The 18008-nt window shown below is 56.8% G+C and carries 20 protein-coding genes; 2 read left to right on the top strand and 18 right to left on the bottom strand.

Translation table 11 applies throughout. The features are described 5' to 3' along the window. Nucleotides 1–8 precede the first annotated feature (8 nt). From ACQ4MY_RS02460 to ACQ4MY_RS02390, 15 genes are all read right to left on the bottom strand, one after another. The gene (locus ACQ4MY_RS02460; protein ID WP_440093507.1) at nucleotides 9–2405 is read right to left on the bottom strand and encodes a phage tail-collar fiber domain-containing protein; all 2397 of its coding nucleotides are present in this window, start codon (nucleotides 2403–2405) and stop codon (nucleotides 9–11) included. Further along, on the bottom strand, nucleotides 2406–3041 hold the full coding sequence (locus ACQ4MY_RS02455; RefSeq protein ID WP_440093505.1) for a phage tail protein I: 636 nt from the start codon (nucleotides 3039–3041) through the stop codon (nucleotides 2406–2408). Continuing rightward, nucleotides 3038–4033: a baseplate J/gp47 family protein gene (locus ACQ4MY_RS02450; protein WP_008077112.1), complete on the bottom strand. Its 996-nt coding sequence runs from the start codon at nucleotides 4031–4033 to the stop codon at nucleotides 3038–3040. The genes ACQ4MY_RS02455 and ACQ4MY_RS02450 overlap by 4 nt, the downstream gene beginning before the upstream one ends. Continuing rightward, the gene (locus tag ACQ4MY_RS02445; RefSeq protein WP_008077111.1) at nucleotides 4030–4362 is read right to left on the bottom strand and encodes a hypothetical protein; all 333 of its coding nucleotides are present in this window, start codon (nucleotides 4360–4362) and stop codon (nucleotides 4030–4032) included. The genes ACQ4MY_RS02450 and ACQ4MY_RS02445 overlap by 4 nt, the downstream gene beginning before the upstream one ends. A gap of 14 nt (nucleotides 4363–4376) precedes the next feature. Next, a complete protein-coding gene (locus ACQ4MY_RS02440; RefSeq protein WP_440093503.1) occupies nucleotides 4377–4985 on the bottom strand; it encodes a phage baseplate assembly protein V in 609 nt (202 codons plus the stop codon). A gap of 3 nt (nucleotides 4986–4988) precedes the next feature. Next, nucleotides 4989–5510 (bottom strand): hypothetical protein, encoded by a 522-nt coding sequence (locus ACQ4MY_RS02435; protein WP_440093501.1) that lies wholly within the window; start codon nucleotides 5508–5510, stop codon nucleotides 4989–4991. A 70-nt stretch (nucleotides 5511–5580) separates the two neighbouring features. Next, on the bottom strand, nucleotides 5581–5919 hold the full coding sequence (locus ACQ4MY_RS02430) for a phage holin family protein (RefSeq protein ID WP_077571337.1): 339 nt from the start codon (nucleotides 5917–5919) through the stop codon (nucleotides 5581–5583). A 128-nt stretch (nucleotides 5920–6047) separates the two neighbouring features. Further along, entirely contained in the window at nucleotides 6048–6479 is a 432-nt protein-coding gene (locus ACQ4MY_RS02425) for a tail fiber assembly protein (RefSeq protein WP_440093499.1), read from the bottom strand. 133 nt (nucleotides 6480–6612) lie between these two features. Continuing rightward, the gene (locus ACQ4MY_RS02420; protein WP_440093497.1) at nucleotides 6613–7056 is read right to left on the bottom strand and encodes a tail fiber assembly protein; all 444 of its coding nucleotides are present in this window, start codon (nucleotides 7054–7056) and stop codon (nucleotides 6613–6615) included. 63 nt (nucleotides 7057–7119) lie between these two features. Continuing rightward, the gene (locus ACQ4MY_RS02415) at nucleotides 7120–7524 is read right to left on the bottom strand and encodes a tail fiber assembly protein (RefSeq protein WP_440093495.1); all 405 of its coding nucleotides are present in this window, start codon (nucleotides 7522–7524) and stop codon (nucleotides 7120–7122) included. Nucleotides 7525–8034: 510 nt separating this feature from the next. Beyond that, complete coding sequence (locus ACQ4MY_RS02410; RefSeq protein WP_008077103.1) at nucleotides 8035–8769, bottom strand: LexA family transcriptional regulator; 735 nt, start codon at nucleotides 8767–8769, stop codon at nucleotides 8035–8037. A gap of 335 nt (nucleotides 8770–9104) precedes the next feature. Beyond that, nucleotides 9105–9485 (bottom strand): DUF1090 domain-containing protein, encoded by a 381-nt coding sequence (locus ACQ4MY_RS02405; protein WP_440093493.1) that lies wholly within the window; start codon nucleotides 9483–9485, stop codon nucleotides 9105–9107. Continuing rightward, the gene (locus ACQ4MY_RS02400) at nucleotides 9482–9841 is read right to left on the bottom strand and encodes a hypothetical protein (RefSeq protein WP_440093492.1); all 360 of its coding nucleotides are present in this window, start codon (nucleotides 9839–9841) and stop codon (nucleotides 9482–9484) included. The genes ACQ4MY_RS02405 and ACQ4MY_RS02400 overlap by 4 nt, the downstream gene beginning before the upstream one ends. 201 nt (nucleotides 9842–10042) lie before the next feature. Then, the gene (locus ACQ4MY_RS02395) at nucleotides 10043–10534 is read right to left on the bottom strand and encodes a hypothetical protein (protein WP_045122904.1); all 492 of its coding nucleotides are present in this window, start codon (nucleotides 10532–10534) and stop codon (nucleotides 10043–10045) included. Beyond that, nucleotides 10501–11241 (bottom strand): winged helix-turn-helix domain-containing protein, encoded by a 741-nt coding sequence (locus ACQ4MY_RS02390; RefSeq protein ID WP_440093490.1) that lies wholly within the window; start codon nucleotides 11239–11241, stop codon nucleotides 10501–10503. The genes ACQ4MY_RS02395 and ACQ4MY_RS02390 overlap by 34 nt, the downstream gene beginning before the upstream one ends. A 251-nt stretch (nucleotides 11242–11492) precedes the next feature. Here ACQ4MY_RS02390 and mutS point away from each other — a divergent pair, with 251 nt between their 5' ends. Together mutS and fdxA are read left to right on the top strand one after the other, a co-directional pair. After that, a complete protein-coding gene (mutS, locus tag ACQ4MY_RS02385; RefSeq protein ID WP_177323291.1) occupies nucleotides 11493–14063 on the top strand; it encodes a DNA mismatch repair protein MutS in 2571 nt (856 codons plus the stop codon). A gap of 163 nt (nucleotides 14064–14226) precedes the next feature. Continuing rightward, the gene (gene fdxA / locus ACQ4MY_RS02380; RefSeq protein ID WP_008077096.1) at nucleotides 14227–14550 is read left to right on the top strand and encodes a ferredoxin FdxA; all 324 of its coding nucleotides are present in this window, start codon (nucleotides 14227–14229) and stop codon (nucleotides 14548–14550) included. A 622-nt stretch (nucleotides 14551–15172) separates the two neighbouring features. On the opposite strand, the gene rpoS is transcribed toward fdxA, so the two are convergent. The 3 genes from rpoS to ACQ4MY_RS02365 all read right to left on the bottom strand — a co-directional run bounded on the left by rpoS (nucleotide 15173) and on the right by ACQ4MY_RS02365 (nucleotide 18006). Beyond that, nucleotides 15173–16183 (bottom strand): RNA polymerase sigma factor RpoS, encoded by a 1011-nt coding sequence (gene rpoS / locus ACQ4MY_RS02375; protein ID WP_008081736.1) that lies wholly within the window; start codon nucleotides 16181–16183, stop codon nucleotides 15173–15175. A gap of 106 nt (nucleotides 16184–16289) precedes the next feature. After that, nucleotides 16290–17159: a peptidoglycan DD-metalloendopeptidase family protein gene (locus ACQ4MY_RS02370; protein ID WP_440093487.1), complete on the bottom strand. Its 870-nt coding sequence runs from the start codon at nucleotides 17157–17159 to the stop codon at nucleotides 16290–16292. 211 nt (nucleotides 17160–17370) lie between these two features. Further along, nucleotides 17371–18006, bottom strand: a complete 636-nt coding sequence (locus tag ACQ4MY_RS02365; protein WP_177323314.1) for a protein-L-isoaspartate(D-aspartate) O-methyltransferase — start codon at nucleotides 18004–18006, stop codon at nucleotides 17371–17373. Nucleotides 18007–18008 lie beyond the last annotated feature (2 nt).

The following is an 18008-nucleotide window of genomic DNA, read 5'->3' as shown; positions in this document are numbered from 1 at the left end:
ATTACTCCTTAACTGCCCACCGCGACCCAATGAAAGACGGTGACCCCAGGAAATGTGTGCTTTCCGTAGAATGCAGTGAGATTTGACACTCCCACGTCCACATAACCGTTCACTGGTGACCCAGGCGTGTAGTTCAAGGTGGCATTCAAGCTGTACATGGCATTTGGGAAAGGGATCGGAAAGGCAGTGGCAATATCCGTTCCGCCATTTCCGGAGACCCTGCCCCACTGAACAATCAAGCCACCGAGCCACGACGGGAAAATGATGTAACCGTTGATAGCTTTGAGGATTTGAAACCCCCAGCGCAGTTTTTTAGGCGTTACGATTGTGTTGTCGTCAGCCCCAGAGTCGGTCTGTTCTTGGGTTGAAACTTTAGCCGTGCCTTGTTTGATTTCGGTCGCTTGTTGCCCCAGAACGGCTAGCGCAGCGATATCAAGGCTTCCCTGATTGACCGGCGCGTTCCAGGCTTTGATGCACCACATGACTGCGAGATTGCGCGGGCGGGTTTCCAAACCACCAGTATTCGTAGTCGACCAGTTCAGCGTTCCGCCAGCCGCCAAAATAACGCCTGTCGAACCACCTGATGCAGCAATTGATGTGGGGGCGCTGATTTGGTGGGTGTGGGTTTTCAGCTCATCTGCCTGATAGCTGCCTACTGCCCGACCTACATCGGCACCACGCCCATGATCCCAGCCACGTAAAAACTCGCCACGCGATTCCGGCAAGCGGAAGTTACCCGCCCCCTCATTACCCTTGTTGTAAGTGGTGCCGAGATAAGCTGCGAGATCCGGATAGGTCGCAATGCTCTGCACGCTGCCATCCAGCTCCAGATAACCGGGAGCGACAATGCCGGTCGGGAATGCCAGAACAGCACCAACCGGAACAGCAGACTTGAGCCGTTCGACTTCCTTGGCCAGTGCCGCTACATCAATGGATCCCTGATTGACCGGGGCATTCCAGGCTTTGATGCACCACATGACGGCGATGTTGCGAGGACGGGTCTCAGTTGCCGCGCCAGAGTTGTAGGTTCTTACACGACCAATACTCAATTCGGCATTGTCGCCCTCGGTGCGCAGGATCCAGTCCGCCGCCGTATCCTTCAACACAACCGTCGGATTTTCTCCATTGGGATCGACGGCCTGCCCTCCCCCTGATCCAGTCGGGAGGGAATGGAAGTGAGCCTTGAGGCTGTCCGCTTGATAGCTTCCAGATGCACGGTTTGCATCTACCCCACGCCCATGATCCCAGCCGCGCAAGAACTCCCCGCGGGCCTCCGGCAAACGGAAATTCCCAACGCCCTCATCACCCTTGTTGAACTTGCCGCTCAGATAAGCGCTCAAGTCCGGGTAAGTTGCGCTGCTCTTGACGCTGTTATCCAGCTCCAGAAAACCCGGCGGCGGCGAGTCAACCGGGAACGCCACAATCGAGCCCACCGGCAATGCTGACGCCTTGGCAATCAGCGCTTCAACTTCAGCTTTGGTGTACGAATCCTTTATTCCAAACCCTGCGAGCGTCTCGGGATTTGCCCCGGCAGTCGCTCGACCATATTCATCAACCGTCAGACTCTTGTAAGTCCCGGCAGCAATCCCGGTGCGACCGGCGAGCATCTTGAACGTCAGCGACGTGGTGCCGAGAGTAATCGGCGCATTGGTGGTCAGGTACCACAACGAATCTCCATTCGCCATGCCCTCCTCGACCATCACGGTCAGTCCCGGCGTAACCTTGGCGTTACTGTTGGCATCGGTTGCCCGTACCCAGTCGCCATTGGCGACAATCCACAGGCCGTTGTCCTTGGCCAGCGTCTGGCTCGGCAGCAGCACACGGTCACCGGCAATCACCGCGACACCGTCGATCTGCTGCGCGCCGTTCAACACGACATTGCCCGTTGCAGCGACACGCACCGATTGTTTGCCATCAAGTTTGCCGAGTTCTTCGGCGAGGTAACTCATGACCCAGGCACGCGTGGCTTTGACGACGGTGTCGTCGATCAGCAACGTTACCAGGGAGGCGTTACTGGTCTCGAAAATCGAGCGAATGTAGAACTCTTTACCCGAACCCGAGGTGGCCAGAACCGGTTTGAACGACTCCGGATATTTGACGATAGCGTAGAGAATCCCAGTGTCAGTCCACAGCCCTGCTTCCCGCACATACCAACCGCCAACATCCGGCGGAATGGTCACTTCGGCGAGCAGCCAGCTCGGATTTTTCTCGTCCTGGAACAGCGCATTGAGCGGCCCGCGCCAGACTTCGCGCTTCAGCGCAGTGGCGGTCGCGGCCGGGTTGTAGACCGAGCCGCCGCCGTCGCCGACGGAAATCTGCGTCAACTTGATCGGCACGCCCGCAGCTTTACAAGCCGTTTCGTAGGCAATCCCTGCGTTGGTGAGCAGGGTGTAATAGTCAGCCATTCAGGCCCCCTGAGGATAAATTGTGGATGTTTCGACGGTGTACATACCGGCGCCCATGAACGCCTCTCCCGAGGTTTCCAGCCCTTCGATGAACACCGGATAAATCGTGGTCAGTTCGCCGCAGAAGGTCGCGGCGCCGATGACGTGATTGCCGAAAGCGCTGAGGCCAACGGAGACCGTCAGCACATCGCGCTCGCTCTTGGCATCAGCCAGACGTCGATCGAGACGGGCGTCGATTGCTTCGCTGTAGGGTTGCTCGCTGAAGGCTCGTACGGAAAAACTGTAAGGCGCACCGGGCGGCGTCTGTTCGTACCAGGCGCGGATCTCGGGTCTTAACTGCAAACCCTTGGCGGCGTTTTCCAGCGCCTTGCGAGTGCCGGCCTGACGCGCGGTGGGCCAGGCGAGTTCGACGGTCAGGCGTTTTTCGGCTTGCGGCGCGTCGGTGCTCCATTCAGCAACACCACGATCCGCTGCCAGATACGGCAGAAAATCGGCGGGTGTTTCTGCAGGATTCATCAGCTCGGGAAACGGCGGAGCAATGCGATCAAGCGAGGCGCCAAAGCCCAGATCCAGGCCTCGTTCGAGGGTCGAACTGTTGGCTGGCAGCAGCGTTGCACGCTGAGTTTTGTCACTCATAGCGTCAGCACCTCGACTTCAACTGCCGTGCAATACGGCGCTTGAAACGCTGTCGTCACAATCGGCACCAGCGGTTCAAGAATCTGCAATTGCACGGCGCCGGCGCTGTGCAGCGTGTAGTCGATCCAGCTCGGATCAACCCGGCCTTCGAGGCGATGACAGCTGTCGGCGTAAGCCTGCAACTGCGCTTGCGCAGCAACTTTGGTCAGGCCCGAATCGGGGCCGGAATTGATCTTGGCGACGACGCGGATCTTGTAGCGCTGGATGTCGGCGCCTTGCACGGTCACGAGGTCGGTTTCAGGTCGCACGTCAGGTCGGGCGAAGTGCTGGCGAACGCCGTCAAGCAACACTTCGGACGGCGTGCCGTCACCTTCACGCGAAAGCACAGTGACCTGCACTTCGCCGGGGGCCGTGCGCCGACCATTGCCATCCTTGACCTGTGCGGCGAGGCCGTCCGGGTTGAAGGTGTAAGTGACGTTGACCACGCCGGCATCGGTGGACTCGACTTGTACCGTCGGCCGTTCGCCGAGCGTAAAGACCTCGCGGCGATACTGCATCCGCGAGCCCGCCGCAGGAGCGTGCGGCGCCAGGTAATAACGCAGCCGAGCGTCGTCATCACTTTCATAAATCGCCGGCACTGGCGGGAAAGCCGCCGGGTCGCCAGGATCGAGCAGTTGCCGCTCAAGGCCCATGTCCGCCAGTCGTGCATCGAGGTTGCTGCCGGTCGCCCACCACGCCAGCATCTGCTTGATGCGTGCGTTGTATTTGCGTTCATGGGTTTGCAGGCGCACGCAAAACGCCTCCAGCGCCAGGGTCAGCAATTCGCTTTCGTTGTCCAGGCTGGTCTTGAGTTTCGCCGCACTGTCCGGAGATCGCGCACCGACGTATTCAATGACGAACGTCTTGAACTCGGCGAGCAAGTCTTCGAACGCTTCGACGGTGATCAGCGCGGGTTCGGCCAATTGGTTCTGACCGGGGATCAACATGCTCATGTCACGACCTCGAAGGTTTGTTGACGGTTTTTCCAGGTGCCGGCGAACCGCAATAACAGGCCGGCACCCTGACGGCTGGCGACGATCACTTGCGGCTGAAAATCATCGATGCCGTTTTGCTTGTTGTAGAACGCTTGCGCCGCGTGGCTCTGGGCCAGAAGCAGAACGTCGTCGCCGAGGTTGTGCCCCAGCAGCGTGGGGATCAGCGAGCCATAAAGCGGCCGTTTTTGCCGGGTGCCCAGCGGCGTGGTCAGGGCCCGGGTCGCGCGCTGCACAAACTGCAGCCAGTCGTCGACCGTGGCCCCGCTGTCTCTATCGATTCCGATCATGGGAGGCTCTTGAATCAGGGGCTGATGACACGGCCCTGGTGATCGACCAATGGACCGCTGAAGTGCACGCCCGAAGGGTCGATGGTCAGGCCGACGGCACCCATTTGCAGGGTGATAAGTTGCGGCGTCAGCGCCAGTCTCGCCGGGCCGATGCTCAGTTCCAGCGACTGGCGAGAACCGCTGAAGGCCGCCGGGCCGTTTTGCCAGTGCAGAGTGTGGGTGGCGTCGTCGTAGCCGCTTTCGCTGCCGTCGACATGCACCCGACGGGTCAGCGTCGGCACTGTTGACGCTGGCGGAAAGCGCTCACTGTTCAAGCCGAACAACGCCACGCTCTGCGCGCCGCTTTCGCCGCTGCCGTAGTTGAACAGCAGACACTGCTCACCCACTGTCGGAATCCGCGACTCGCTCTGCGCTCCTGCACTCGGGTTGAAAAACTTGATCGCCGGCGTCAGCAAGCCACCGTGACTGACCTGGCAGGTGTTGCTCGCGGCATAGACCGACTGGCAAATGCCAATGCGACAGAAGCTTTCGGCGCGGCGGTGCAGGTCGTCGATTTCCGCTTCCATTTCGGCCAGGCGTTCGATGATCGGACCCAGTTGCATGCGAAGTAATGCGTCGAACATCGGTCAGGCCTCCAGCGCGGTGTATTGGTCTGGATCGTCGATGTTGCTGACTTCCCAGGTGCGGGCGAATTTCGGTGTGCCGAGGGGATCGTCGAGCAAGGTCGGGCCGAGGTAGAGGGTCTGGTTGAACGTCAGTGTCCAGGCCTTGAATTGCTGGTCGGCGCGAATGAGCATGGACGGCAAACCATCCATGTTCATCGGCAGACCGCATTGATCGCCCGGCAGGCTCCAGCGATTGTCGGTGATCAGAGTCTTCAGTACAGCGATCAAATCGCAGGCGGCAAAGGCACTGGCCGATAGCGCCGGTACAACTTGCAGCGACAACGTCAGAACATGAGCGATACGCCCATCTGCGGCACGCTGTCCTGATGCATTTCGGTCGAAGTCGATCAACACCCAAGCCTGATCGCCCGGTGCAGTGAAATCATCGTGATTGCCGACATTGATGTTGAGCCCGGCAGTGTTGCGCAGCGTCGTCGCGATGGCTGTGAACAGTTGCGACGGCTGCTGGATCGGTGTGGGCATACATGACCTCCTTTTCAATCGTCCACGCGCAACCCTGCCGCCCAAAGGGCGGCACGAATCACATTTGAGGTTAAGGCTGGTCGCGGGGTGGCACTTCGCAGACGCCGATGCGTTTGGCGGCCCAGCGTTCGTACAGTCCGATGGCCACATCAGCCCCGGCCATTGCGGTGAGGCAGCCGAAGGCGCCAGCGGCCCAAATCGACATGCCAGCGGCATACAGCAGCATGATTGCCGACACGCCGCAGATCATGCAGGCACCGGAGCGCAGGGCCAGACGCCGTAACAGCGGCCAGCCACGAGCGCCCTCCTTGTCGGCGCGCCACATTTCGCCGGACACCCCGCCTACGACGGCGAGCAGGATGACCAGCCAGATCGGCATGTCCGCCAACGCTTGTTGCTCGTTTGTCATGTCACGCCTCCGGGAGTGTTGGATGAGTGGTGTGTGTTGGGTTCAATCGTTTTCTCTTGAGGTAGGCATTCCAAAAAGCCCGGCGCAGGGCCGGGCTTTTCAGTAATGCGCTCCCGCTGACGGGTTGATCAGAAAGGCGCTACTGGCCAGTTGATCGTGTAGGGATAACCGGATTGCTTTTCTACACCGGCGACACCCACATAGAACTGCTTGAACGCCAGCAACAGCGCTTCTTCTTCAGAAGTGGCAACGCCAAGATCGATGCTGTACTGCAATGGATTCAACTTAAGCCAGCTAACCGCAGCTGTCAGAAAATCCAGTTTTTTAGCGGTTGCTTCATCGGCATGATCTTGATAGGTCAGCTCACTGAAAACCCAGTTAACAAAGTCTACAGTTGTAGCCTTCCAGCCCACCTGGACGGCTATGTTGTCTGTGACGTCAACCCAGTAACCATATACGCCGTTTGGATAGATAGCGGGTTTCTCATCAGCCTCGACAACCTCCAGAACTTTATGGACGGGGTCCGAATAAGCGTATTTAACAAAAGCAAAACGATTCATTTAATTCTCCTGATGGTATCTGGTAGCCAGTATTTATTTATGCCCCGTGCGCCAGCAAATCCACATAACTTGCTCGACGGTTATAAGCCGAAAGACACTTCAGAAATAGCAGCTGTTTTTCCGGTATACCAAATTAAAATGGCGCTACCGGCCAGTTGATTGCGACTGGATAGCCGGATTGATTTTTTACTTCACTAAGTTCGACGAAGTACTGCTTGTAAGAAATCAGTACCGCCTCTTCCGCAGGCGTAGCGATATCAAGATCTTTCTTGTATTGCAAAGGGTTGGAAATCAACCACTGGACGGCCTCCTCCTGTTCCTTTCGAATTCGGGCCGGGGCTATCAGGAGATAATCTTCGTTGGTCAGTTCCACAAAGCTGAACACGCTGAACCCATTATCCCAGGACTCCACCACCTTCCAGCCGACTTGCACTGTCGCATTACCTGTTGCATCAACCCACGTACCCGACACGCCATCAATCGGCGTAGTCGGAAGACCGCCCTCTGTATCCAGTAGCCGAATGACCACTGGAAAGTTCGTTGTGTAGACGTAACCTATATATGCATAACGATTCATTGTTGATTCCTTGTGAGTTACTTTCAGTGAACAACGTGTTTTTTGCTGATGGATTTTGCTTAATCAGTAAGGCGCAACCGGCCAGTCAATGGTCACCGGGTAGCCCGCTTGTTTGTCGATATCGCTGACAGCGATGCAGTAATTTTTGTGAGCAATCAGCAGCGCCTGCTCTTGGGGAGACGCCACGGCGACATCCACTTTGAATTGCAGGGAATTAAGTATCAGCCAGGAAGCAGCAACGTTCAGCAACTGCCATTTCTGCTCTTCAGCGGCGTTACGCAAATCCACGTCAGATGGCGGCGTAAACGTCCAGACCTCATTGAACGTTGCACCCCAGCCAACGAGAACTTCTGTATTACCGGTAATATTTACCCAAAAAGCTGACGCAGAGGCAGGCGCATCCGGAGCAACTTCACTCTCTTTTAGCTGAGTAACTTTGCTGTATTCAACCAATGCATAAAGATTCATTTACGTTCCTCGCTTTTGTTGTTTCATGGATATCGTGATGATATCTGGCAGGCATTCCAAAAAGCCCGGCAACTCGCCGGGCTTTTCAGTAATGCGCTCCTTCGCCTTCCTTCAAATCCTGTGCTCAAGAAGGAAGCTGACTTTTCGGCGCTACTGGCGCGGTACGAGTCCATTCAAATTGTTTTTCCGACCGCGGTCCCTGCCCGCCGGATAACTGCTTCTGGTGCTTTACGCTGTACACCCGGGTCAGTTGCCAACCCTCTGAACCGTTGAGGCCGGTTCATCGCTGCCTGTTCTTGTGGAACTAAAGAGCTTGTCTTGCCAGCCACTTTGTCGAGCGGCTTGGTGACAAGGATATGCATGGATGCATATGCAGTCAATGCGTAAATGCATTTTTTTATGCACAAGAAATGCGCGAATGCATGAGAGCCCCGCCACTGAAGGGTTTGCCAGTTTCGTCCAGGCGAAAAAAAACCCGCCGAGGGGCGGGCTTATCTGAAAACGGTTGGGTTAACGGGCGTACATGCCCCACCAGAAGACGTGACCGAGGATGACGATCTGCTCTTCCTGGATTTCCTGGAAGCTATAGTCCTCATCCGGGTGCTCGTCGCGATTGAAGCTGCGCAGGCGGATGCCGGTAGGCAGGCGATAAAGCTGCTTAACGCGAAGCTGGCCGTTGTGATTGATCGCGTACAAGTCGCCATCGATGATGTCGCCGATGCCGCACTTGCCCGCATTCACACCGACAGTGGCGCCATCACGCAACACCGGCAACATACTGTTGCCGCGCACCGTCACGCATTTGGCCTGGTCGAACTGCACACCGTTATGGCGCAGGCTGCGCTTGCCGAAGCGCAGGCTGGAGCGCTCGCTCTCTTCAATGACGAATCTTCCTGATCCAGCAGCCAATTCAACCTCGCGAAGAAACGGCACCGACACCTCGTCGTCATCGACAGGGGTGTCGTCGTCCCACAGCATTATGTCCTTGAGTTCCGCGTGTACGTCATCACGTACGGCACCGGCCGACGGCGCGACATCCGCGCGCCCGCGCAATTGATCGGTGCTCACGGCGAAGTACTCGGCGATCTTCGAAATGTGTTTATCCGAAGGATCGACGATCTTCCCGCTGAGAATCCGCGAGAGAGTGGATTGAGGCACGCCGGTGCGACGATGGAGCTCCGTAGGGGAGATCCCGTGCTGGTCGAGCAGTGCTCTTAAGACGGAGGATACGTTGCGTTTTTGCATAACGCGCATAGTGCTTGAAGTTTTTCGTGAAGACAAATGCTGATTTGCATTAATAATGCATAAATCAGCATTTAGTTGAAAACAATATCACCGAGCCACCATCTACGGGTTGGAATGAGGCTCGGCAAATGGGCGCAATTCAGCCTTTGACTCGACGTGCCGCAGCATTGGCTCGCTTGAGCCGATCACTTCTGGCCTTCCTGTCGTAGTCATCTTTGGCGCCCATGATTCCGCCAGCGGCGTGCACCCAATCAGTTGCGGTACAGCCAGACATCAGCACGGCCGCAGTGAAGACTGACGTAAAGACAAGTATGCTTTTCATATTTGAGTTCCCCTTATTCATTCAGCACGCTGCGTAACTTAGCCTCGGCACGAGCCAACCTGGCTTCATGTTTCTTGATGACTTTTACATCGCCATACTGACGCGCCGCCTTCAAATGGTTTTGCCTGCGTCGCACTTCGGCCTCGGCTTTTTGAATGTTTATGGACCGATCCTCATCGGCGGAGGGCTCTCGACAGTAGCGCTCTACATTGGCCAGCGCTTGCTGCAGTCCAGCGACGCGATAAACGTTGTCGGCCGCCTCGGCCTGCTCAAGTTGTCGACTGATCCCGACGCGTCGTTGCGAACAATTTTCTCGAGAATCAGCAAACGAACTTTCCATGATTAAAACGCAACCCGCCAACAACGCGATACTGCACACAACATTTAACTTCATGACACAAACCCCAAGTAGCTTGTTTTCCCGTTCTGGCCGAAAAAGCAACTAACCCGTGCCCACTCCTCACGGCAAGCCAATGTCTTTCTGATGCCACTAAGTGCAGCAGCCACCATGTAATGGCATTGCCCTTTCGATATAGGGAAATGTTCAGCCAACCACACCACCGGAACATAAACATGATCAAAACAAACCAGCACCGGTGTGCGATCATTCAACGTCGACACGCTGACATCTTTCTCTTTGCCACCGACTGCCGCCGCGACAAACACAGTTCCCTGCCTGTTAATTGCAATTGATCGCTTCCAGGCCGGAGCCTTAGTTCTAGAAGGGCTGCGCACGCAAAACCAAAGCATTGATAAGTTCCCTCAACTGCCTAAACATCGTCATATTATTCAAGGCAACTACAACAGCCGCGCCGCGCTGACATTCAGGCAGTCACAGGGGCTCTTGGCTTGACTCGAATCACATTAACAACGCGGGGCCATCATGGCCTTACTGGGGGTCTTACTTAGTCTTACCTGGTCGCCTGAGGGGCCTTGCACCCCGGTTTCAGGCTAGCGTGGGACATGGCACACGCCATTGATCAGATTATTGATATTGTAGTAATACTCGGCATCGGAGAAATAGTTGAAGGTGATCATGCCGCCCTGAAACCCTCTTTCCATAAATGGAAGTTCATCACCGGCCGTGTCGGCATCAAACGTTTCAACTGAGCGCGTCTTGAACAGGAAGCGCGAACTGTCCAGATGAGTAAGGTTAATATTAAACTTTCGATCATACGTATAGACTTTGCCCTGCGGTGTTCTGACGACGTAATACACAAAAAGTGCACCTTCCTTTGGATCAATCGTCATATCACCTACTCCATGCCATCTAGTTTTATGGTCGGGAGTATGTACAAAGTCGATCGACGCAAAACACGGTGCGCGTGGAACATCACGATGAATCAGATAAAAATACCTGAGCACCAGCGCAGCCACTACTAATAAAGACAGCAGCGCCAACAACGTGGTTATTTTTTCCCGACGAGCTGATAATTCACGCATATGGCCTCCCCTTTACTTTCAGGCTTGATGCATTTGATCAGTAATTGGGACAGCGGCTTGCGCACATAGTAATTAATATCGGACAAGGCTATTGCAGGCTCAAACTCGCTCAAGGCTTTAACAATTTCGTCCTTGGACATCTTTTCACTTTCTTCCACGTACAACTTCGCCTCACCGTCTTCCCAGATAAGTTTCCACTCTTCCAGGTCCGCCGGCTTTTTAAACATCAAGTAGGCGTAAAACAACGCAAGTGCAATCGTCGAAACAACCAGCACCGGTAATAGAAGGCGCGCCGAAGACCGCTCCCTTTCAGCAGGTTCGACGATGATCGTTTGCTCATCGCGTGGCACGGATTCAATATCGGGTATATCGCCGCTGGTTCGCCTGATCTCACACAACAGCACGACGCCACGGCGAGGTAAGGTCTTGAGACTGTCCCGCGGCAAACCAACGTCAGCGAAATGCGCGCGGAGCAGGTGCAGGGTCTTGTAGTAACTGCTGTCGGAAATGATCAACCCACGATCACCCCAGACCCGCGAAATGAGCAGCTCTTTATCGGTAATACCGTCGATCAAGGCCAGCAGCAGGTCGCTCTCATTGCTGCCCAGGCAGACCGATCGCCCCGACCGGCTGAGGGTCATTGTTTGCGCATCGTAGTAGCAATCGTCCCCTGACGATCCTGAATCGATGCCTTCTGACTGTTCCAAGCGACTTCCTCGACTGACCTACAACCCACGCATTCTGATGATTCGATAGCTTTTCGGCACTATAGGACACAATGCTGGGCCAAGCGGCGGCGCGTTGCTGCATCCACCTCAAAAAAACTTCATACTCAGCCCCACTGAATCGACCCACGGGCCGCATCGCTGGCAAACACTCGCCATTTTGAAGATGCGAACCAACCCGTTTTTGCCTCGTCACTTTTACCGGTAAAGCTAAACCCCTGATGAATAAAGCTATTTCAGACCTGTCCTCCCACACCCCGATGATGCAGCAGTACTGGCGCCTGAAGAACCAGCACCCGGATCAGCTGATGTTCTACCGCATGGGCGACTTCTACGAGATCTTCTACGAAGACGCGAAGAAGGCTGCCAAGTTGCTCGACATCACCCTGACCGCGCGCGGGCAGTCGGCGGGGCAGGCGATTCCGATGTGTGGGATTCCTTACCACGCGGCGGAAGGCTATCTGGCGAAACTGGTCAAGCTCGGCGAATCGGTGGTGATTTGCGAGCAGGTCGGCGACCCGGCGACCAGCAAAGGCCCGGTCGAACGTCAGGTGGTGCGCATTCTCACGCCGGGGACGGTGAGTGACGAGGCGCTGCTCGATGAGCGCCGCGACAACCTGATTGCAGCCCTGCTGGGTGACGAGCGTCTGTTCGGCCTGGCTGTGCTGGACATCACCAGCGGCAGTTTCAGCGTGTCGGAAATCAAAGGCTGGGAGAACCTGCTGGCGGAACTGGAGCGGATCAACCCGGTTGAGTTGCTGATCCCGGATGACTGGCCAAGAGACCTGCCAGCGGAAAAACGCCGTGGCGTCAGTCGTCGCGCACCGTGGGATTTCGAGCGCGACTCGGCGCTGAAAAGTCTCTGCCAACAATTTTCCACCCAGGATCTGAAAGGTTTCGGCTGCGAGAACCTGACCCTGGCCATCGGCGCCGCCGGTTGCCTGTTGGCTTATGCCAAGGAGACCCAGCGCACCGCCCTGCCGCACTTGCGCAGCCTGCGTCACGAACGTCTCGACGACACCGTGGTGCTCGACGGTGCGAGCCGGCGCAACCTGGAACTCGACACCAACCTGGCCGGTGGCCGCGACAACACCCTGCAGTCGGTGGTCGATCGCTGCCAGACCGCCATGGGCAGCCGTTTGCTGACCCGCTGGCTGAACCGTCCGTTGCGCGACTTGACCGTACTGCTCGCGCGCCAGACCTCGATCACTTGCCTGCTTGATCGTTATCGCTTCGAAAAGCTGCAACCGCAGCTCAAGGAAATCGGCGACATCGAGCGGATTCTTGCGCGGATCGGCCTGCGCAATGCCCGTCCTCGCGACCTCGCACGCCTACGCGACGCCCTCGGCGCCCTGCCTGAGCTGCAAGTGGCGATGACCGATCTTGAAGCACCGCACCTGCAAGGTCTGGCGACCACCACCAGCACTTACCCGGAACTGGCGGCGCTGCTGGAAAAAGCCATCATCGACAACCCGCCAGCGGTGATCCGTGACGGCGGCGTGCTGAAAACCGGTTACGACAGTGAACTCGACGAGTTGCAGTCGCTGAGCGAAAACGCCGGCCAGTTCCTCATCGACCTGGAAGCCCGCGAAAAGGCCCGCACCGGCCTGAGCCACCTGAAAGTCGGCTACAACCGTATTCACGGCTACTTCATCGAGTTGCCGAGCAAACAGGCCGAGTCGGCGCCAGCGGATTACATCCGTCGGCAAACCTTGAAAGGCGCCGAGCGCTTCATCACGCCCGAGTTGAAAGAGTTCGAAGACAAGGCGCTGTCGGCCAAGAGCCGTGCCCTCGCGCGCGAGAAGATGCTTTACGAAGCGCTGCTGGAAGACTTGATCAGCCAGTTGCCACCGTTGCAGGACACCGCTGCGGCGCTGGCCGAACTCGATGTGCTGAGCAACCTTGCCGAACGCGCACTGAACCTCGACCTGAACTGCCCGCGCTTCGTCAGCGAGCCGTGCATGCGTATCAGCCAAGGTCGTCACCCGGTGGTTGAACAAGTCCTCACCACGCCGTTCGTGGCCAACGACCTGAGCCTGGATGACAACACGCGCATGCTGGTGATCACCGGCCCGAACATGGGCGGTAAATCCACCTACATGCGCCAGACTGCATTGATCGTGCTGCTGGCGCACATCGGCAGCTTCGTGCCGGCCGCCAGTTGTGAACTGTCGCTGGTCGACCGCATTTTCACCCGAATCGGTTCCAGCGATGACTTGGCCGGTGGCCGTTCGACCTTCATGGTCGAGATGAGCGAAACCGCCAACATCCTGCACAACGCCACTGAACGCAGCCTGGTGCTGATGGACGAAGTCGGTCGTGGCACCAGCACCTTCGACGGTCTATCGCTGGCATGGGCGGCGGCCGAGCGTCTGGCGCAATTGCGCGCCTATACGCTGTTCGCCACCCACTACTTCGAACTGACCGTATTGCCGGAAGCCGAGCCATTGGTGGCCAACGTGCACCTCAATGCCACCGAGCACAACGAACGCATCGTATTCCTGCATCACGTGCTGCCCGGCCCTGCCAGCCAGAGCTATGGCCTGGCGGTGGCGCAACTGGCCGGCGTGCCAAGCGAAGTGATCGTGCGTGCCCGCGAGCACCTCAGTCGCCTGGAAGACACCGCATTGCCGCACGAGGCGCCGAAACCCGCTGCCAAGGGCAAACCGGCGACGCCGCAGCAAAGCGACATGTTCGCCAGCCTGCCGCACCCGGTGCTGGATGAACTGGCTAAGCTGGATGTGGATGACCTGACGCCGCGTCGTGCGCTCGAAATGCTCTATGCACTGAAGAACCGGATATAAGCACTGAAGAAGCGGATATAACGCAAACCGCTTCAAGCTGTTAGAATCTCGCGCGGTTTGGGATGCTGCTGGCTAATAGCCTGGCCAGCAGGTATCGCTCCCGAACCTGGCGACCCCAACCGTGAAGGGGCAACGCTGCCGCCGCCTGAGGAGAAAATTAGAAATGACCTTCGTCGTCACCGACAACTGCATCAAGTGCAAGTACACCGACTGCGTAGAAGTCTGTCCGGTGGACTGCTTTTACGAAGGCCCGAACTTCCTGGTGATTCACCCGGACGAGTGCATCGACTGCGCCCTGTGCGAACCAGAATGCCCGGCCGTAGCGATTTTCTCCGAGGACGAAGTTCCGGAAGAGATGCAGGAATTCATTCAGTTGAACGTTGATCTGGCTGAAATCTGGCCAAACATCACCGAGAAGAAAGAATCGCTGCCAGATGCCGAAGAGTGGGATGGCGTCAAAGGCAAGATCAAAGACCTCGAACGCTGATTTGTCCCGCGTCCGAAAAAAAGGCCCTTAGGGGCCTTTTTTGTTTTTGTGCAATGCCTTCGACAGAGTCGCCAACCCGCCTGCGCTGACTTTTCTGCGGGCAAAAAAAAAGGGGCGGTTTGACCCGCCCACATTTTTTCCCTATTCCCTGTATTCCTTTTCATCGTCCTGATGAATCGCGTCCTGCGATGTCCGTTCCCCTCTTCCTTGAAGGGCGTGTCTGTCCGTCGACACAACCCCGATATTAGAGAGTTCCCTGGCGAGAGCAATCGCCCTTCCCGGCTGAAACTGAGCGTAATAAGCCCTTCACATTAAAAAATATACATGTAATTCAATTGGTTAAATAATTAGTGTGAGCACGATCGCCGTCTGCCACAGTGTAAAAATAACGAACACTTACGAAACAGTAAGCCAAGGCTTACACCGCGAGCCTACATCTCGAACACGATCCTCCTGTTGGAGCTGCCTAAGGCTACGATCTTTTGATCTTGATCTTAAACAGGATCAAAAGATCGCAGCCTTCGGCAGCTCCTACACGAGCAACAGCACCGACATCAAAAACAGCAGGCAACAAAAAGCCCCGAACCAGTCGGGGCTTCTTGCGGGCGGTCGTGTGAGGTGCTTACTGAAACAGCGACTCGCTCGACAGGCCATTCTTTTCAAGGATCTCACGAAGGCGCTTGAGGCCTTCCACCTGGATCTGCCGCACCCGTTCCCGGGTCAAGCCGATTTCCAGGCCTACATCTTCCAGCGTACTGCTCTCGTGCCCGCGCAGGCCGAAGCGGCGAATCACCACCTCGCGCTGCTTGTCGGTCAGCTCGGAGAGCCATTGATCGATGCTCTGCGACAGATCGTCATCCTGCAGCAGTTCGCACGGATCGGTAGGACGATCGTCAGTGAGGGTGTCCAGCAGGGTTTTATCCGAATCCGGACCCAGCGAGACGTCGACCGAAGAAACCCGTTCATTCAGGCCCAGCATGCGCTTGACCTCGCCCACCGGTTTTTCCAGCAGGTTGGCGATTTCTTCGGGTGAAGGTTCGTGGTCGAGCTTTTGCGTCAGCTCCCGTGCAGCCCGCAGGTACACGTTGAGTTCCTTGACCACATGAATCGGCAACCGGATGGTCCGGGTCTGATTCATGATCGCGCGCTCGATGGTCTGACGAATCCACCAGGTCGCGTAGGTCGAGAAGCGGAAGCCGCGTTCAGGGTCGAACTTTTCCACCGCGCGGATCAGTCCGAGGTTGCCCTCTTCGATCAGATCCAGCAGCGACAGCCCCCGATTGACGTAACGCCGGGCGATTTTCACCACCAGCCGCAGGTTACTTTCAATCATGCGCTTGCGCCCGGCGGGGTCGCCACTTTGCGACAAGCGCGCAAAATGAACTTCTTCCTCCGGGGAGAGCAGTGGGGAAAAGCCGATTTCGTTCAGATACAACTGCGTGGCATCAAGTGCACGCGTGTAATCGATGTACTTGTGTTGTTTAAGTGAAGCGGAGTGTTTGGATTTGGAACGAACGGAAGGTGGAGCAGCCCCTTCATCATTCGACATCGAAGATTCCGAATCGATGCCGGCCTCCATAAGGAGAACCTCATCGTCGATGTCAAACTCCGGCACTTCTTTACTGAGAGCCATTGTTATAGTCCTTTGGTGAGTTCGACCCCAAGCTCAAGCGACGCCTTTATCCTTGGCAGCGCTGGAGCCTGTCCCCTCTACGTGACGGAACAGGCTGGCTTACAAATCAACGTCTTGGCAGGAACTGCAGTGGATCTACAGGTTTACCTTGGCGGCGAATCTCAAAATGCAGTTTCACCCGGTCTGTACCCGTTGACCCCATTTCGGCAATTGTCTGTCCGACCTTGACCTGCTGTCCCTCCCGAACCAACAGCCTGCGGTTATGGCCGTAGGCACTGACGTAGGTTTCGCTGTGTTTGATGATGACTAATTCGCCGTAGCCCCTTAAGCCACTCCCGGCGTAAACCACCGTCCCATCAGACGCAGCTAAAACAGGCTGTCCCAAATCCCCGGCGATATCAATTCCTTTATTCAAACTACCGTTTGAAGAGAATTTACCAATCAGAATGCCATTAGATGGCCATCCCCAGCCGGTCGGGGCTGGGCCGGCAGGAGGCAGTGGCGCGGGGGCCGACTTGTTCGCGACGGACGGTGCAGCCCCAGTAGAACCGGTGGTTGTAGTGGTCGTCGTGCCATTTGCCTGGCGCCGGATTACCGTGGTTTTACTCGACGAAGAAGGCGAGGAAGTGGCGTTGCTCACCACAGCGGTCGATGTTGAACCGGTGCGACCATCGAAGCGAATTGTCTGACCCGGATGGATCGTATACGGCGTAGGAATATTGTTCCGGGCCGCGAGGGCTTTGTAGTCCCAGCCGTAGCGGAAAGCGATCGAAAACATCGTATCGCCCGGACGGACTACGTACTGTCCGGTCGTCACGGTAGGACGCTGCGCCACCGCATTGTTGCGATCGACCACACGAACATTGTTCGATTTGGTGCTGGAGCAACCCACCAGCAAGGTGCTCAAGACAAGGCCAGTCACCAGGCGCTGAAAGCTCGTGTTACCCATACGCTGCGCAATGACTGTGAGACTCACCCGCCGCTCCCTTTGTGGTGGCTGAAAAATTGGAATGCCGGATGTCGGCATGAGGTGTCGCAAGTATAACGGGCCGAAACAGCTTTACCTTTAATGAAGCGAAATCGCTTCGCGCACACGTTTGCAAGTTGCCACTCTGCTGCGTTTAAACAATCGCTGCCGAAGTAAGACCCAGGCCAACGAAAGGAATTCAGCACCTTTATATAAATGCTCAGGCCAGTGGCCCGTTGAGCAAAGGCACGAATCGAACAGCGCCGAGAACGTGTCGGGAAAAGCCGTTTTCTTCACGCACGATCAGCATCAGTTGTTGCACTTCTCCGGAGCCGACCGGTATGACCAGTCGGCCGCCAGGTGCCAGTTGATCGAGCAGGGCTTGCGGTACGTCGGTGGCCACGGCGGTGACAATAATGCCGTTGTAAGGCGCCAGCGCCGGCCAGCCTTCCCAGCCATCGCCCCAGCGGAACACCACGTTGCGCAGGTTCAGTTCGACCAGACGCTCCTTGGCGCGATCCTGCAGGACCTTGATGCGCTCGACCGAAAACACCCGCTCGACCAGCTGTGACAACACCGCTGTCTGGTAACCGGAACCGGTGCCGATCTCCATCACCTTATCCAGCGGCCCCGCCTCCAGCAGCAGCTCGCTCATGCGCGCCACCATATAAGGCTGGGAAATCGTCTGGTTATGGCCGATCGGCAGCGCCGTGTCTTCATAGGCACGGTGCGCCAGCGCTTCGTCGACGAACAAGTGGCGCGGAGTCCGCCGGATCACTTCCAGCACCTTGGCGTTGGATACACCCTCTTCATACAGTCGCTGGATCAGGCGCTCGCGGGTACGCTGGGAGGTCATGC

Origin of the sequence: Pseudomonas sp. SM4 (assembly GCF_051913165.1) — a bacterium.
GTDB lineage: Bacteria > Pseudomonadota > Gammaproteobacteria > Pseudomonadales > Pseudomonadaceae > Aquipseudomonas.
This window is presented reverse-complemented; position numbering and strand designations above follow the sequence as displayed.

Coding starts and splice junctions, on each gene's coding strand:
- ACQ4MY_RS02460 (WP_440093507.1), bottom strand. CDS start 2,405: ATGGCTGACTATTACACCCTGCTCACCAACGCAGGGATTGCCTACGAA.
- ACQ4MY_RS02455 (WP_440093505.1), bottom strand. CDS start 3,041: ATGAGTGACAAAACTCAGCGTGCAACGCTGCTGCCAGCCAACAGTTCG.
- ACQ4MY_RS02450 (WP_008077112.1), bottom strand. CDS start 4,033: ATGAGCATGTTGATCCCCGGTCAGAACCAATTGGCCGAACCCGCGCTG.
- ACQ4MY_RS02445 (WP_008077111.1), bottom strand. CDS start 4,362: ATGATCGGAATCGATAGAGACAGCGGGGCCACGGTCGACGACTGGCTG.
- ACQ4MY_RS02440 (WP_440093503.1), bottom strand. CDS start 4,985: ATGTTCGACGCATTACTTCGCATGCAACTGGGTCCGATCATCGAACGC.
- ACQ4MY_RS02435 (WP_440093501.1), bottom strand. CDS start 5,510: ATGCCCACACCGATCCAGCAGCCGTCGCAACTGTTCACAGCCATCGCG.
- ACQ4MY_RS02430 (WP_077571337.1), bottom strand. CDS start 5,919: ATGACAAACGAGCAACAAGCGTTGGCGGACATGCCGATCTGGCTGGTC.
- ACQ4MY_RS02425 (WP_440093499.1), bottom strand. CDS start 6,479: ATGAATCGTTTTGCTTTTGTTAAATACGCTTATTCGGACCCCGTCCAT.
- ACQ4MY_RS02420 (WP_440093497.1), bottom strand. CDS start 7,056: ATGAATCGTTATGCATATATAGGTTACGTCTACACAACGAACTTTCCA.
- ACQ4MY_RS02415 (WP_440093495.1), bottom strand. CDS start 7,524: ATGAATCTTTATGCATTGGTTGAATACAGCAAAGTTACTCAGCTAAAA.
- ACQ4MY_RS02410 (WP_008077103.1), bottom strand. CDS start 8,769: ATGCAAAAACGCAACGTATCCTCCGTCTTAAGAGCACTGCTCGACCAG.
- ACQ4MY_RS02405 (WP_440093493.1), bottom strand. CDS start 9,485: ATGAAGTTAAATGTTGTGTGCAGTATCGCGTTGTTGGCGGGTTGCGTT.
- ACQ4MY_RS02400 (WP_440093492.1), bottom strand. CDS start 9,841: ATGCTTTGGTTTTGCGTGCGCAGCCCTTCTAGAACTAAGGCTCCGGCC.
- ACQ4MY_RS02395 (WP_045122904.1), bottom strand. CDS start 10,534: ATGCGTGAATTATCAGCTCGTCGGGAAAAAATAACCACGTTGTTGGCG.
- fdxA (WP_008077096.1), top strand. CDS start 14,227: ATGACCTTCGTCGTCACCGACAACTGCATCAAGTGCAAGTACACCGAC.
- rpoS (WP_008081736.1), bottom strand. CDS start 16,183: ATGGCTCTCAGTAAAGAAGTGCCGGAGTTTGACATCGACGATGAGGTT.
- ACQ4MY_RS02365 (WP_177323314.1), bottom strand. CDS start 18,006: ATGACCTCCCAGCGTACCCGCGAGCGCCTGATCCAGCGACTGTATGAA.